General features: G+C 65.0%; 12 protein-coding genes. 4 read left to right on the plus strand and 8 right to left on the minus strand.

Annotation, left to right across the window (positions count from 1 at the left end; genetic code table 11):
* The first annotated feature begins 87 nt into the window (after positions 1-87).
* The gene (locus AC0WRY_RS29955; protein ID WP_249131871.1) at positions 88-1,005 is read left to right on the plus strand and encodes a phosphatase PAP2 family protein; all 918 of its coding nucleotides are present in this window, start codon (positions 88-90) and stop codon (positions 1,003-1,005) included.
* A gap of 69 nt (positions 1,006-1,074) precedes the next feature.
* On the opposite strand, the gene AC0WRY_RS29960 is transcribed toward AC0WRY_RS29955, so the two are convergent.
* Positions 1,075-1,239, minus strand: a complete 165-nt coding sequence (locus tag AC0WRY_RS29960; protein WP_194404332.1) for a Flp family type IVb pilin — start codon at positions 1,237-1,239, stop codon at positions 1,075-1,077.
* Positions 1,240-1,599: 360 nt separating this feature from the next.
* On the opposite strand from AC0WRY_RS29960, the gene AC0WRY_RS29965 reads away from it, so the two are divergent.
* The 3 genes from AC0WRY_RS29965 to AC0WRY_RS29975 all read left to right on the plus strand — a co-directional run bounded on the left by AC0WRY_RS29965 (position 1,600) and on the right by AC0WRY_RS29975 (position 5,024).
* On the plus strand, positions 1,600-3,162 hold the full coding sequence (locus AC0WRY_RS29965; protein WP_491122169.1) for a hypothetical protein: 1,563 nt from the start codon (positions 1,600-1,602) through the stop codon (positions 3,160-3,162).
* Positions 3,163-3,337: 175 nt separating this feature from the next.
* Positions 3,338-4,333, plus strand: coding sequence for a glycosyltransferase family 2 protein (locus AC0WRY_RS29970; RefSeq protein WP_194404334.1), 996 nt, complete (start codon positions 3,338-3,340; stop codon positions 4,331-4,333).
* 7 nt (positions 4,334-4,340) lie between these two features.
* A complete protein-coding gene (locus AC0WRY_RS29975; RefSeq protein WP_211415966.1) occupies positions 4,341-5,024 on the plus strand; it encodes a class I SAM-dependent methyltransferase in 684 nt (227 codons plus the stop codon).
* Between the two features lies 1 nt (position 5,025).
* On the opposite strand, the gene AC0WRY_RS29980 is transcribed toward AC0WRY_RS29975, so the two are convergent.
* From AC0WRY_RS29980 to AC0WRY_RS30010, 7 genes are all read right to left on the minus strand, one after another.
* Positions 5,026-6,471, minus strand: coding sequence for a hypothetical protein (locus AC0WRY_RS29980; RefSeq protein WP_211415965.1), 1,446 nt, complete (start codon positions 6,469-6,471; stop codon positions 5,026-5,028).
* A 163-nt stretch (positions 6,472-6,634) separates the two neighbouring features.
* Complete coding sequence (gene ftsH / locus AC0WRY_RS29985) at positions 6,635-8,560, minus strand: ATP-dependent zinc metalloprotease FtsH (protein ID WP_097659839.1); 1,926 nt, start codon at positions 8,558-8,560, stop codon at positions 6,635-6,637.
* 288 nt (positions 8,561-8,848) lie between these two features.
* Complete coding sequence (gene tilS / locus AC0WRY_RS29990; protein ID WP_212067405.1) at positions 8,849-9,907, minus strand: tRNA lysidine(34) synthetase TilS; 1,059 nt, start codon at positions 9,905-9,907, stop codon at positions 8,849-8,851.
* Between the two features lie 76 nt (positions 9,908-9,983).
* Complete coding sequence (gene ybgF, locus AC0WRY_RS29995) at positions 9,984-11,027, minus strand: tol-pal system protein YbgF (RefSeq protein WP_211415963.1); 1,044 nt, start codon at positions 11,025-11,027, stop codon at positions 9,984-9,986.
* Between the two features lie 202 nt (positions 11,028-11,229).
* Entirely contained in the window at positions 11,230-11,718 is a 489-nt protein-coding gene (gene pal, locus AC0WRY_RS30000; RefSeq protein WP_151647458.1) for a peptidoglycan-associated lipoprotein Pal, read from the minus strand.
* Between the two features lie 249 nt (positions 11,719-11,967).
* A complete protein-coding gene (locus AC0WRY_RS30005; protein ID WP_194404339.1) occupies positions 11,968-12,702 on the minus strand; it encodes an N-acyl amino acid synthase FeeM domain-containing protein in 735 nt (244 codons plus the stop codon).
* 192 nt (positions 12,703-12,894) lie between these two features.
* Entirely contained in the window at positions 12,895-15,225 is a 2,331-nt protein-coding gene (locus AC0WRY_RS30010) for an EAL domain-containing protein (RefSeq protein ID WP_211415962.1), read from the minus strand.
* Between the last annotated feature and the right edge of the window lie 184 nt (positions 15,226-15,409).

Here is a 15,409-nt window from a genome sequence, read left to right on the forward strand (position 1 = left end):
GTAATTCCATCTCGGTACACCATGCTCGACAGGGACTCCCGGACCGCCTGGCAGCTTTTCCAACTCAACTGGCTTCCGATTCTCGGGATGGGGACCCTGCTGGCGCTTGGCCTTCCCTTGACCGGACTCGCTCTCGAGCCTGTCGCCTTTGGCGTGACCGTTGCGATCGCCGCGGCACTGGCCGCGATCGTCTATGGGCACCGGATCGTCAAAGGAGACCTTGCGGATCCGAAGCTGGTGTTTTCGCTCGGCACCATCGGACAGCTCCTCCTGCTCTGCACCATTATCGGGCCACTGACTTACGTCGCGGGCAAGCTGAACTGGCCGCTGCAGGACCAGGCGCTGCTGGCGATCGACCGGGCGCTGGGCCTCGATCCGGAACCGATCGCGCGCTATGTCAACGATCACCCCTGGCTCGCGAACTGCCTCACGCGCGCCTATGGACTGATCAAGTTTCCGCTGCTCGGCATTCCCGTCGTGCTGGCACTGACGGCGCGCTATGTGCGGCTGCAATTATTCATGCTGGCGATGAGCCTCGCGCTCGCGGTCACCATCACGATCTCGGCCGTGGTCCCCGCGATCGGAACCTATTACGGCCTGCATTTATCGGCCGCGCATTTCCCAGAGATCAACACCGAGGTCTATGCCGGGCAGCTGCGCGACATCCTGGCGCTCCGGGACGGCAGCCTGCAGGAGCTTCGGCTGTTCTTTCTCTCCGGAATCGTGTCGTTTCCGAGCTTTCACGCGGCATCCGGGGTGCTCTACATGTGGGCGCTGTGGCCGGTGCGCGGCCTCGGCGGCATCGCGGCCGTGCTCAACCTGGCAATGATCGCGGCGACGCCGGTGATCGGCGCGCACTACATCATCGACGTCGCTGCCGGCGTCGGTCTCGCAGCGGCTTCGATCTGGGCGGCGAAGTTCTACCTCGGCCGGAGCCGGGCGCTGCATGGGTCTGCAGCGCCCGCTGCGTCGAGCGGACTGACAGGCCTCGTCCAGGAGAATTGACAAGCCTCGTCCAAATGAAAAGAGCCCCGTCAAGGACGGGGCTCTCTGAAATCTTCTGGTCGTCCGGCTTTACTTCAGGCCGGTCGAGATCGCGGTGAACTTGGTGTTCAGCGTGGTGCCGAGGTTGTTGACGACGGTGATGATCGCCAGCGCGATGCCGGCAGCGATCAGTCCGTATTCAATGGCGGTGGCGCCGGATTCATCCTTCACGAAACGCGCAACGAGGTTCTTCATAGAGGTGCTCCAAATGAGTACACGAGGCTTGCAACTGATCTGGTCTTTTCGGCTTCCCAGCGCCGCCCGACCATGGAACTGAATGTAGAGACAAAGAATTGCGCCGCAGTTAATTCGACTGCGTAAACACCGAGCGGATTGCGTGTGTGGGCCGATGGTAAATCGAAATCTAAAACAATCTGTTAAATTGTCGGGACATGAAGTCGGCATGACGCTACCGGTTTACCCGAAGTTATGACCGCCATGGTCCAATGCCGCCCGCTCGAACCGAAGCGCGACATGATGATCATTCGTCGCGCTTCATGACGTTGTTCGAGCATGGTCCTCTCGGAAATCCGCGCCGCACAGCGATCCCATGACATGGTTCCTTCCGACAGGCCGGCCTTGACACTCCCCACGCGTCCCGGCTCGGACCGATCCATCGCGATCATCGTTCTTGCGGTGCTGGCGGCCGTCTCGTTTCTTCCGGTGCTGATGACCCCCATTCCCGCGATGGTCGATTATCCCAATCACCTCGCTCGCATGTACATTCTGAGCCAAAGCGGCACCCCCAATGCCAATCCGCATTACGAGGTGACCTGGGCCTTCTATCCCAATCTCGGCATGGATCTGCTGGTGCCGCAGATGGCGCGGCTGATGAGCGTCGAGAGCGCCACACGGCTGTTTCTGCTGCTGAGCCAATTGCTGATCGTCGGAGGCGCGCTGCTGCTCGAATGGGTCCGGAAGGGACGGGTCGAGCTTGCCGGCTTCGCTGCGCTCGCTGTCCTCTACTGCCTGCCGTTCAGCTGGGGCTTCGTGAATTTCGAGTTCGGGCTCGGCCTCGCGCTCTGGGGCATCGCCGTTTATCTGATGCTGGCAGAAGGCCCATGGCCGCTGCATTTCCTCGCCAATCTGATCTTCGTCGCTGCGCTGTATGTGGCGCATTTCTTTTCGCTCGGCATTTATGGCGCGACACTGGGCCTGTTCGAGTTGTCGCGCATTCGCCAACGGCAGATCGCCTATCCCGTCGCGGCCGCACGGCTTGGCGCGCTGGCGCTCCCGGCGCTGGCGCTGTTTGCGCTCATGCATTTCACCGCAGGCTCGATCGGAAGCGAAGGGACGAGTTGGTTCCTTGCCTTCAAGCCGATCTGGCCGCTGCGCATCATGAACGGCTACAATCTGACGACGGCGGCAGCGACCGGACTGGCGCTGATGATCGCGCTGTTTTTCGCGGCACGACGCGGCATCCTCCGGCTCGAGCCTTCAGGCACCTGGCTCGCGATCGGTTTTGCGCTGCTCTATCTGGTCATTCCATCGAAGCTGTTCGGAACCTCCTTCGTCGATCTTCGCGTGATTCCCGCCGCGGCCCTGATCCTGCCGGCCTTTTGCTCGCTGTCGCTGCCGAGCCGTCGGTGGAAAATGGCGTCGCTCGCGGGCATCAGCGGCATCATATTGCTCAATCTCGCCGTCGTCCTTTCGGTGTGGCTGCCCTACCGCGCCGATTACGCGGCGATCATCGCCTCGTTCCAGAAGATCGATCGCGGCTCGCGTGTCCTGGTCGGCAGCACGGTCGACGATGGAGACCCGCCCTTCGCCGACCTCACCTCGTATCCCATGTATTATGCGCCGACGTTGGCCGTGCACTACGCCAATGCGTTCGTGCCGAACCTGTTCACTGAAACGGGCAAGCAGCCCGTGCGGCCGCGCGAGGCCATGCGCAATATCGCCATTCCCTATGGCGGACCGGTGCCGTCAGGCCTGCTGGCCGCGATCGCGACAGGCCAGCCGCCGGCGGACGTTCCGCCGTTCGTCCGCAGCTGGGACCGCGACTTCGACTACCTCTATATGCTTGGGGCGCCGGCCGCGAACCCGCTGCCGGATCGGCTGGAGGTCTTGGAGACCTCGGAGCGATTTGTTCTCTACAGGATCCGCCGCAAGCCCTAGACCGACGCCGCGGCTGCCCAAGCGTGGTTAACCGGCCTTCACCATCCCGCTCCGCCTCCCCGCTGTTCGCCTCCGGCAATGCTCCGGGCGCTAGACCCTTAACGGTTGCGGCAAGGCGACCTTAACCACCGCCTCATAGACTTCCGCCCCTGCAACCCAGTCGGAATCCCCTCGCATGGCGGCCACCTCCAGATCGATCCGCTACAGCCTCGTCATCCCCGTGTTCAACGAGGAAGCCGTGCTGCCGGTCCTGTTGCGCCGGCTCGACCAGGTCATGTTCCGGCTCGACGGGCCGGCGGAAGCGATCTTCGTCGACGACGGCAGCCGCGACTCCAGCTCGATCGTGCTGAAGGCGCTCGCCGCGCGCGACTCGCGCTTTCGCTACATCGGCTTGTCGCGAAATTTCGGCCACCAGATCGCCATCACCGCCGGCATGGACGCCGCGCAAGGTGACGCGATCATCGTCATGGATGCCGATCTGCAGGATCCGCCCGAGGTGATCGAGCAATTGATCGCGAAGTGGAAGGAGGGCAACGACATCGTCCACGCCCGCCGCCTATCGCGCGAGGGCGAAAGCCGTTTCAAGCGCGCGACCGCGCATCTGTTCTACCGGCTGCTCGGCAAGATGTCCTCGGTCGGGATTCCCGCCGATGTCGGCGACTTCCGCCTGATCGATCGCAAAGTGCTCGAGGCGCTGCGGCAGATGCCGGAGCAGGACCGCTTCGTGCGCGGCATGATCGCCTGGCTCGGCTTCCGCCAGGCCGAGGTCGCCTTCCACCGCCTCGAGCGCGCCGCGGGCGAAACCAAGTACCCGCTGTTCAAGATGGTCCGTCTGGCGGTGAACGCCGCGCTCGGCTTTTCCGATCTGCCCCTGCGGCTTGCGATCTGGTGCGGATTGACGGTGTCCGGGCTCGCGCTGCTCTACGGCGGCTGGGTCGTCCTGTTGTGGCTCAGCAAGGACAGTCATCTCGTCACCGGCTGGTCCTCGACGATGGTCGTCGTGTCGCTGCTGTGCGGCATGAACATGCTGATGACGGGCATCGTGGGGCTCTATGTCGGTCGGATCCATGCCGAGGTGAAGCGCCGTCCACTCTACGTGGTGCAGGCCCGCGTCGGCTTCGATCGCGACGAGACGGCGGCGACGCCGGCGATCCACGCCGTCAACGAGTGACCAACGCATGACCGAACTGTTCGACGGCTATCACGACAATTACCGTGACGTGGTGCAATCCTCGATCGACTTCTCGGGCCTGCCGCATGATTTCTTCATGCGCGCAAAGGCCGATCTGCTGCGCGATCTGATCGCGCAGCGGCTGGATGTCGAGAAGCCCGACTTGCTGGACGTCGGCTGCGGAGTCGGCAGCCTTCATCCGCTGCTGCACGGCATGGTCGGCCGCTTGAGCGGCATCGACGTCTCCTCGGCCAGCCTGGCGCAGGCGCGCGCTCGCAATCACGGGGTCGACTACCGGGAGTTCGACGGGCGCACTTTCCCGTTTGCCGATGCCAGCTTCGATCTCGTCACCGCCGTCTGCGTGATGCACCATATCGTGCCGACCGAGTGGGCGCAGTTCATCGCCGAGATGCGCCGGGTGGCACGCCCCGGCGGGCTCGTCTGCGTGATCGAGCACAATCCGTACAATCCGCTGACGCGGCTTGCCGTCGCGCGCTGCGAGTTCGACCGGGACGCGGTGTTGCTCGGTGCCGGCACGACCCGAAAGTTGATGACGGCTGGCGGCCTGCGCGAGATCGGTGCGCGGCATTTCCTGCTGCTTCCCTGGGACAGCAAGCCGGCACGGCGCCTGGAAGGCGCCCTGAGCGGCGTGTGGCTCGGCGGCCAATACGCCGCCTTCGGAACCGCCTGAGCTATTTTTGCGGCGTATCCCGCCGCTTGTGCACGACCGCCACATCGTCGCTGTAGACGCGCTGCCACTCCGGCAGCCGGTCGAGCATGGCGACCGCCGGCGTGCTTGGTGCGAGCAGCGTCGCGCCGATCTTGTATTCGTCGAGCAGCTTGAGAAAGTCTACGAGGTCGACCAGCGCCAGCGCGCGATTGTAGCGGTTGATGAACGAGCCCCCGTACAGTTCGCCGCGACCATCGATGAAGGTGGGAATGCCGGAAAAGATCAAATAGCCGCCGAAGGAATAATCGTTGAGCACAGGCCCCGCCTTGGCAAGGTCGGCTTTGGCGATCGCGGCTTGCGGGGCGACGGATGGAGCCGGCCTGACGTCACGCGCCAGGGCCACCCCGCTCATCGCGATCAAAACACCGAGCCCAGCCAGGCTCAGGCCGCGCGAGACGACCGCTGCATCATCCTCGGCCGGTCCGCCGAACTTCCGGCCCAGCGGAGCCGCCAGATAGAGCGGCGCCAGCATGGCCAGCAGATCCGCATTGCGGATTTGCGCCAGCGCGAAATGCAGCAGGCCGATCACCACGAGGGCGCGCACGACCGGCAGCGTGATGCCGCGCGAGAGCGCGAAGATGCTGCCCAGCAGCAGCAACTCGAAGCCACCGATGTGGCTGAAATCCTGTGGCCGCCATTCCGCGATCCAGGCGAGCGCGGAGCCGAGGCCGAGCGTCGTCAGCGGCATCAGCAGCGGTTCCGGCCCGTGCGGCGTCAGGCAGGATGCGGCGACCGCAAGGGCCGTGAATGGCAGCCAGCGCAGCAGCACGCGCGGCCATTCGCTTCGCGCTTCACGCAGCAGCGCCTCGAGCACCGCCGGGCCGATCAGTCCAAGCGCCAGCACCACGCTGCCGTGCAGATTGGTCCACAGCACCAGGAGCGGCAGGGCCCAATAGGGCGGCGGCCCCGCACGATCCATGCAGCGGACCAGCGCAGCCGCCCAGGTCACCATCACCGGCAGCACGAAGACATGGGGACGCGCGAGCATGTGCGGCGCCAGCAGGACGACGGCCGCCATCACCATGAGCAGCGTCAGGGTCGGCGAAAGCTCGCGCAGCAGGAAGGACGTGAACAGGCCGAAGGCGAGCGCGATCGCCGCGGCCGCGATGGCGACCACGCCTGGCCAGCCGGCAAGCGCGTAGATTCCGGCGTAAATGACCTCGGACAACCACTCGAAGGTGATCCAGGGCGCGCCGCGCATCGAAAAGGAAAACGGGTCGCTCGCCGGCAGGGCGCCGTGCGCGATGATCCAGCGTCCAACCTCGATGTGAGAATAGCTGTCGGGATCGGCAAGCAGCCGCGGCCCCGCCACCAGCAGCATGGCATAGACGCAAAGGCCTACTGCCCAAGGGAGCGCTGCACGTGCCGAGAACGGTTGAACCGCGCTGTGGACGACCTGGTCAGTCATGGCGGGCCAAAATAGGCCGCAAGCGTTAAGTTCTTCTTTAATGTTTCGCGCGTTTGCCGCGAAGGCGGTTCAGGCAGTTCGCTCGCGCCCCGCGATGCGCAGCCAGCCAACAAAAAACGCGGCGTTTCCGCCGCGTTTTTCAATCTCTTATGACGCCCGGCGATTACGCCTGCGGCTGCGGCTCCAGGCCGGGATCAGCATCGGGCCGCGGGCGCGGCGACTTGCCGGCCGGGGGCACAGCGGAGGCGCGCGGCGTGGTCGGCTCGAGCACGGATTCGCGGTTCGGCTTCTTGCCCTTGAGCAGATCGACGATCTCGTCGCCGCTCAGCGTCTCGAACTCCAGCAGGCCCTTGGCCAGCGCCTCGAGGTCGGCATGCTTCTCGGTGAGGATCCGGGTTGCTTCCTTGTAGCCTTCCTCGACCAGACGGCGGATCTCGGAGTCGATCTTCTGCACGGTCGCCTCAGAGGCGTTCTGCGTCCGCGACACCGACATGCCCAGGAACACCTCGTCCTGGTTCTCGCCGTAGGAGACCGTGCCGAGCTCTTCCGACAGGCCCCAGCGCGTCACCATCATGCGGGCGAGGCGCGTGGCCTGCTCGATGTCGGAGGCGGCGCCCGAGGTCACCTTCTCGCGGCCGAAGATCAGCTCTTCGGCGACGCGGCCGCCCATCATGATCGCGAGGCGCGAGGTCATCTGCTCCAGAGACATCGACAGCTTGTCGCGCTCGGGGAGCTGCATGACCATGCCGAGCGCACGGCCGCGCGGGATGATGGTCGCCTTGTGGATCGGATCGGTCGCGGGCACGTTGAGGCCGACGATGGCGTGGCCGCCCTCGTGATAGGCCGTCAACAGCTTCTCTTCCTCGGTCATGACGAGCGACTTGCGCTCGGCACCCATCATCACCTTGTCCTTGGCTTCCTCGAACTCGGCCTGCGTCACCATCCGCTTGTTACGGCGGGCGGCAGTGAGCGCGGCTTCGTTGACGAGGTTCATCAGGTCGGCGCCGGAGAAGCCCGGGGTGCCGCGCGCGATGGTCTTGAGGTTGATATCCGGCGCCAGCGGCACCTTGCGAACGTGGACCTTCAGGATCTGCTCGCGGCCGACGACGTCGGGGTTCGGCACCACGACCTGACGGTCGAAGCGGCCCGGACGCAGCAGCGCGGGATCGAGCACGTCGGGGCGGTTGGTCGCGGCGATCAGGATCACGCCCTCGTTCGCCTCGAAGCCGTCCATCTCGACCAGCAACTGGTTCAGCGTCTGCTCGCGCTCGTCATTGCCGCCGCCGAGACCGGCGCCACGGTGACGACCGACGGCGTCGATTTCGTCGATGAAGATGATGCAGGGCGCGTTCTTCTTGGCCTGCTCGAACATGTCGCGCACACGAGAGGCGCCGACGCCGACGAACATCTCGACGAAGTCCGAACCCGAAATGGTGAAGAACGGCACGTTGGCTTCGCCCGCGACCGCACGTGCGATCAGGGTCTTACCGGTGCCGGGAGGGCCGACCAGCAGCACGCCGCGCGGAATGCGGCCGCCGAGGCGCTGGAATTTGCCGGGGTCGCGCAGGAATTCGACGATCTCCTGCAGGTCTTGCTTGGCTTCGTCCACGCCGGCGACGTCCTCGAAGGTGACGCGGCCATGCGCTTCGGTCAGCATCTTGGCGCGCGACTTGCCGAAGCCCATCGCCTTGCCGGCGCCGCCCTGCATCTGCCGCGACAGGAAGATCCACACGCCGATCAGCGCGATGAACGGCAGCCAGGAGACCAGCAGCGAGACGAACCACGGCACGTTGTCGCCGGGCGGCTTCGCGGTGATCTGCACCTTGCTGTCATACAGGCGCTTCACCAGCGTCGGGTCGTTCGGCGCATAGGTCTGGAAGCTGGAGCCGTTGGTGAAGGTGCCGTGAATGTCAGGCCCCTGGATCACGACGTCGCGCACATTGCCGCGGTCAACTTCGCTCAGCAGCTGCGAGAAGGCGATGTCCTGCGAGGAGGCTCGCTGACCCGGATTCTGGAAGAGCGTGAACAACGCCAACAGCAGCAAGACAATGATGACCCAGAGGGCGAAATTGCGCAGATTGGCGTTCATCGATCTTCCTTCGTGGTCGCGCGGATCGCGGCCTGATCCTCGGGCGGTTATTTTGGGCCGTACGAGGAAATCCCCAAGGAATCCTCTCGGTTAGACGCATACAATTTAGGTGCCGCCCCGGTCGCTGCCAAGGGAACGAGATGGGACTATTTAGCCCATCTTAGAGCGATTCCCGCTGAAATAATGGCGCTTGAGGCGGGGTTTTTCCTGCCTGGTTAAGGTGTCCTGACGCTGCGGGGCCGAAATGGCCGGTGTCATGATCCGACTTCATGCGGCCCTCGGGGCCCTTCATGCACCCTTGCGCCGCCGGGCCGGCGCCGGCGCGATCTGGATACGCCCGCCAGCGAGGCTGATCAAGGCTCCCGCAAGCGTCTGCCTCATGGCTGGCCGGCCATTTGAGGCTGCGCGAGGAGGTGCGGCGATGGCCTGATCGAGCGCCGCCAGGAGGGTTTCGACCTTGCCGAGTTCCGCAGGACCTTCATGCCCGAGCGCGTTGATGGCCCGCAGCAGGAGCCGCAGCCGGACCTCGTCCGGCAGGGCGGCAAAGGCCGAAGCCTCGAAGCTTCGCACCCCCACCTGCGGCGCTTCGCCGCGATCACGCAAACGGAGGAAGCGCTCGGCGCCGTCGGCCAGCACCTCGACCGCCGCATTGGCCCGCGCCAACCTCGTCGCAAGCCGCGCCAGATTCCTGACATCGCCGCCCTCGGCCGCGAGAAGCGGAAGCAGCGCGCGCAGCCGCGGCCGGGTGAAGGCGGTGTCGCGGTTGGTGGGGTCGTCGGCGAAACCGATCTTGGCCCGCTTCAAGGTCGCGATCAGCTGCGCCTTCGGAACGTCGAGCAGCGGGCGCGCCAGCACGATGCCGTCGCGCTCAGTCAGCTGCGCCATCGCCGAGAGCCCGGCAAGTCCGCTGCCGCGGAGCAGCCGCATCAACAATGTCTCGGCCTGGTCGTCGCGGGTATGGGCGGTCAGCACATGGCTCGCGCCGAGAGCACGCGCGGCCTCTGCGAGCAGGCGGTAGCGCGCTTCGCGCGCGGCGGCCGGCACTCCCGTCTTCGGCTTGGCCCCGCGCCAGCGCAGGGTCCGGTGCGGCAATCCAAGCTCGGTGGCAAGCCGCTTGACCTCGCGCGCCTCGCGCGCCGCCTCTTGCCGGAGGCCGTGATCGATCGTGACGGCGGTGAGAACCGGCGCGCGCGCCAAGCTGCGCTGCCAGCGCGCCGCAAGCCACATCAGCGCGACCGAATCGGGCCCGCCTGAGACGGCGAGCACCAGCGCCGGCGCGCTTCGCAGGCCGGCGAAGAGCCGCCTCGCCTCGCGTGCCGAGATCGGAGAATTGTCGTCGTCTGACATGACGTTGCCCAGCAATCGCCAGCGAATGGCGGGCACAATCTAGCGCAGCACCATCCACGTTGTCAGGACCCAGGCGTCAGCACTTCACCCGCTTCTGCTCGCGGTCGACGGCGGCTTTGACGCCGGCGGAAGCGCGCGGATATTTGCGGCCGACCTCGCCGAAGGCGGCGCAGGCGGCCTCCTTCTCCTTCAGCGCGGCGAGCGACTGGCCGAGCCGCAGCAGCGCATCCGGCGCCTTGGCCGATTTCTCGTACTTCGTGGTGACGGCGAGGAAGGCTTCCGCGGAGTCGCGATATTGCTGGCGCTGGAAATAGCTCTCGCCCAGCCAGTATTGCGCGTCCCCGAGCAGCGGATCGCTGGGATATTTCTGCGTGAAGTTCTTCATGGTCTGCTCGGCGAGCGCATAGTCCTTGCGCTGCATGTAGCCGATGCCGAGATCGAACTCGTCGCGCGGCGTTGCCGAGGGCGGCAGCGTGGTCAAGGCCGGAGCGCCAGCTTGTGGCGGATAGCCTTGCTGGGCCGGCGGATAGCCCGGCTGGGCCGCCGGCGGGGCGGCCTGCGGCTGATAGCGCGGGCTGGTGTTGGCGAGATCGAGCGGCTCGCCGGCGCTACGCCCGCCCGGAGCTCCTGCCGACATCGGCTGCTGGCCGCCGCCGAGCGCGCGCGGCGCGCCGGGCGCATTCGGGTTCTGGCCGGGGTCGAACGCATCGCCGCGGCGGCTCTTGCCGGGGGCGCCGGGCGCCGGCTGCTCCTGAACGATCGGCGCGGGAGATGCGACCTGCGGCTGCTCGTAATTCGGCTGCACGGCCTGCTGCTGCGGCTGGCGATAGCCCGGCGCGACCTGATTTGGTGCGATGTGGGCGGGTGGCATGGCCGCGACATTGGGCGCCTGTCCGGGTGCGGCCTGCGCGCCGCCTTCGAGCGCCCGCAGCCGCTCTTCGAGCTGGCGGTTGCGGTACTGCAGCTCCTCGTTCTGGCCGGTGAGCTGGCGCAGCTGGTTCTCCAGCCGCTCGATCCGCATCTCGGGATCATCGTCCGTCTGCGCGAATGCAGGCGAGCCCAAAGAGAGCAGCGTGGCCATCGCCACGGTGCCGGTAAAGACCTTAAATCTGGATGACATCTTGCCCTGACGACGAAAGCGAAATGGCCTGCGACGGAACATGCGACGCGCCACACATTGAAGGGGAGTACGCCAAAACTGTGACAGGCACCACGGGGTTTTAGGTCACGGATTGCTGAAACGAAACCGGCGCCCGAGAGGGCGCCGGCATGATCGGTTTCTGAAGATGAACGGCGCCTGACCGAGTGTCAGTGTCCCGGCATCAGGAGCTCGCGTTCAGCACGGTGACGGCGCGCCGGTTCTGCGACCAGCAGGAGATGTCGTTACAGACGGCGACCGGCCGCTCCTTGCCGTAGGAGATCGTACGCATGCGGTTCGGATCGATGCCGCGCGAGGCGAGGAACGACCGCACCGACTGGGCACGACGAGCGCCGAGCGCGATGTTGTATTCGCGGGTGCCGCGCTCGTCGGCGTGACCTTCGATGGTGAAGCTGTAGCGCGGATAGCTCTGGAGCCACTGCGCCTGCTTCTCCAGGGTCACGATCGCCTGCGGGGTCAGATCGGTCTGGTCGCTTTCGAAGAACACGCGGTCGCCGACATTGACCACGAAGTCCTGCTGGCTGCCCGGCGTCGCCGCATTGGCCATCGCATCCGTCGCAGCATTCTTGTTGGCGCAGGCGCCCATCGACAGCGCGATTGCGACCACTGCCGCCAGCTTCAATCCCTGGAGGATACGCATAGGATATTTCATTCCGGAGCCTCCACGCTCACGTTCGTCCACTGCTGTCCGGTCTACAGGGGGTTGGTTAAGCGAACGTTCCGTCAACCTTGACGGAACCTTGCCTCAGCCGGTCAAATGCCCCCAACCAGCGAAAAGCACCCGTCATGGTTAATGGGTTGTAAATGTGGCACGAGGGTGAAGGCAAGTCGGGCCCGTCAGCAAAAACGCCGCCTTTTGCCGGAATTTTGGGTGGGGATCCAGGACCGGGCCGGCACGGTCTCAGGCGTGTGCGGCGTCCGCCAGGTCGGCCACGAGCACCGGCCGCTGCGGCACCTGACGCTGGCCGCCGCGTCCGAACAGCATCCGCCGCTCGAAAGCGGTCGACCGCATGATCGGATAACGCTCGAACACCTTCTTGCGGAAGGTGGGGAAATCCGCCGCCATCAATCCGAACGGCTTGGTGAGGCCGGGAACCAGCCGCGGCTCGGCGATGGTCTCGTGCAGGAAGACCCGCCGGTAGAAGGCCTGATGCTCGGAACGCACGATGGCGAGGCCGAGATCGGCATTGAAATGCTCGCAGGCCATGTAGGCGAGACGGGTCGTCAGATAGGGCAATTCCGGAACCCGCTTGACCTGGTCGGGATCGGCGACGAAGCGGGTCGGGTCGATCATGACCTCGCCGCGGTCGAGCCGCGGCAGCAGGATGTCCGGGAAGACGTCGGCCGAAGTGGATTCGCGCCATTCCGACGTCAGCACGCTGATGCGCACCGAGCTGCAGAGCTCGCCATGGAGATAGACGCCGAAGGTCCACGCGTTCGGCAGCTCGTCGTAGCGGTCGGTGACCCTTTGGTCCGCAGACGGCTTGACGGCGCCTTCCCTCAAATAGGCGCGATAGCGGAGATTGTAGATCTCCTCTTTCTCCGCCGCGGTTTCCGCAAGGTGATAATCGACGTCGGTCAGGAGTTCTGCTCCTCGTCCAACAGCCGAAATGACAGATCTGGCTGAGGACTGCATTCCAACTCCCTTACCCACACTCACGCCGCGGTATTCGAAGGTCTTTCCTGCAAGACAACTTGCGCGCGCGTGGGAATTTATTAACACCTTCTTAACAAGCTTGCAAAGCAATCGAAGGGTTAGGGTTAACCCCCGTAGCACTACGGTGGCCCTGCAACGGCGTGAAATGATGAGACGTTTCGGGAAATGGACTTAAGCGATAGAGCGCGAGCCGACGACCTGAAGCTGGCCTTCGCCGCGCCGTCCATGCGAAGCGTTGAGCAGCTGGCGCATCCGCACGGCAGGCACCGGGCGGCTGAACAGATAGCCCTGCGCCTCGGAGACGGTGCCGTCGGCGCTGATCAGATCGAGCTGCTCGTTGGTCTCGATGCCCTCGACCACGACGGACATGCCGAGATCGGCGGATAGCCGCGCCACGCCGCGCAGCAGCGTCAGCGGGCGGTCGGTGTCGATGCCCTCGAGGAAGGAGCGGTCGATCTTCACCTTCTGCATCGGGAAATTGTGCAGATAGCTGAGGCTGGAATAGCCGGTGCCGAAATCGTCGAGCGAGATGCGCACGCCGAGCGCATGCAATTGCGACAGGATGTCGTGGGTGAGCTGGGTGTTGCGCAGCAGCGAGGACTCGGTGATCTCGATCTCCAGCCGATGCGCCGGCAGGCCCGACACTTCGAGCGCGTAGCGGATTTCGCTCAGGACGTCGCGCTGGTGGAATTGCTGCGGCGAGAAGTTGACGGCGACGCTGACGCCCTCCGGCCACTTCATGCATTCCATGCAGGCGCGGCGCAGGATCCAGCGGCCGAGGTCGACGATCAGGCCCATGTCCTCGGCGACCGGAATGATGTCGACCGGCGAGACCGTGCCGCGCACCGGATGGTTCCAGCGCAGCAGCGCCTCACAGGTGGTGATCTTGCCGGACTTCAGGTTGACCAGCGGCTGATAGAAGAGCTCGAACTCCTCGTTGGCGAGCGCCTTGCGCAGATCGAGCTCGAGGATGCGGCGCGCCTCGACGGTCGCAGCCATCTCGTCGCGGAAGAAGCAGAAGGTGCCGCGGCCATCCGCCTTGGCACGATACAACGCCATGTCGGCGTTCTTGAGCAGCGTGTCGGCGCTGACGCCCTCGGGCGAGGTCAGCGCGATGCCGACGCTGGCGCCGATCTCGACGAGGTGATTGTCGATGCGGTAGCGCTCGCTCAGCCGCTCGACGATGCGGCGGGCAAGCGCGGCGGCGTCCTCGGGCGAAGCGATGTCCTGCTGGAACACGACGAACTCGTCGCCGCCGAAGCGGGCGACGAAATCGTCGGGACGCAGCATCTCGCGCAGACGATTGGCGACGGCGCAAAGCAACTGGTCGCCGCAGGGATGACCGAGCGTGTCGTTGACCTGCTTGAACTGGTCGAGGTCGACGAAGAGCAGCGCCGAGAGCCGCTCGGCATGATGCGAATTCTTCAGCAGCCGCTCGATCTCGTCATGGAAGCTGACCCGGTTGGGCAGCGCCGTGAGCTCGTCGTAACGGGCCAGATGGCTGATGCGGGCTTCCGCATTGGTGCGTTCCGTGATGTCTTCCAGCAGCAGCACCGTGCCGCCGCGGGACATCGGCTGGAACGTCCAGGACAGCGTGCGGCCGCGCGAGGAATCCGGATCGGCGGTGACGATCTCGCAAACCCGCGCATGCTCGATCTCCGCCAGGATCTGGTCGCCGCTCTCCGCCGAGATCGATCCGGCGGAAACGCAAGCCGACACGATGTCGGCGGCCGTGGCGCCGCGCTTGACGAGATCCTCCGGCAAGCTCATCAGCTCGCCGAAGCGGTGGTTCATCACCGCAAGGCGGCCGTCGGCGCGGAACATGCACAGGCCGTGCGGCATGTTGTTGAGCGCGGTGTCGAACTGACTCGCCAGCGCGGATTCGCGGAAGCTCGAGGTCAACGCCTTGACGAAGATCGCGTGCAGGCTGAGGTTGATGTTCTTGAGCCCGATGAAAAAGAACACGAGCAGGATGGCAAGACCGATGTGATAAAAGCCGCCGTGCAGCAGCAGAGCGAGCGACATCGGACCGCAGGCCAGCGCGACGTGCCACTGGATGACGCGGGGCTGCCCGTAATTGCGGGCGGCGCCGCCCGCGGTGTAGCCGATGCCGATGGCGACACAGAGCATGTCGGCGACCGGATCGTTGTTGTTGTAGATGACGACGAAGGCCCACACGCCGAGCACCGCCGCGTAGCTCAGCGCGCCGATCCAGTAACGCGGCTCCAGATGCTTGGCCTCTTCGAACGACAGCGGCTGGGTGCGGTTCTCGTATCCGCGCATCTGGAAGGCGCGCGCGGTGCCGATGGCGATCAGCAGGAATGCGATCGGCCACAGAAGGACGTCGCCCGTCTTCAACGCAGTCATCACCGCGGCCACGGCCGCGGAGGCCGAGCCGAGGAAGATCGCCCAGAAATTCTGCACCATGGAGTTGATGAGAGCGGCGAAGAGTATCGGCTCCAGCTCGTCTCGATCACTCTGCTTCTGGTCGGCCAGTTGCATTGGCTTGTTACGCGTCCTGTTTGGCGCGTACTTTTACTCAAGCCATATGAAGTCTTTCTGAGGGAACATCGTTAAAGTCGAGTTGTTTTTCGGTAACGGCGAACCGATTTCCGCTTAAATATCAAGCAACTGGGCAAGCCTTGCCGGGCGCAAGGTGAAGAAAGGATTGCTTTCCTCACCGAAT

It is taken from the genome of Bradyrhizobium sp. T-12, assembly GCF_058314695.1.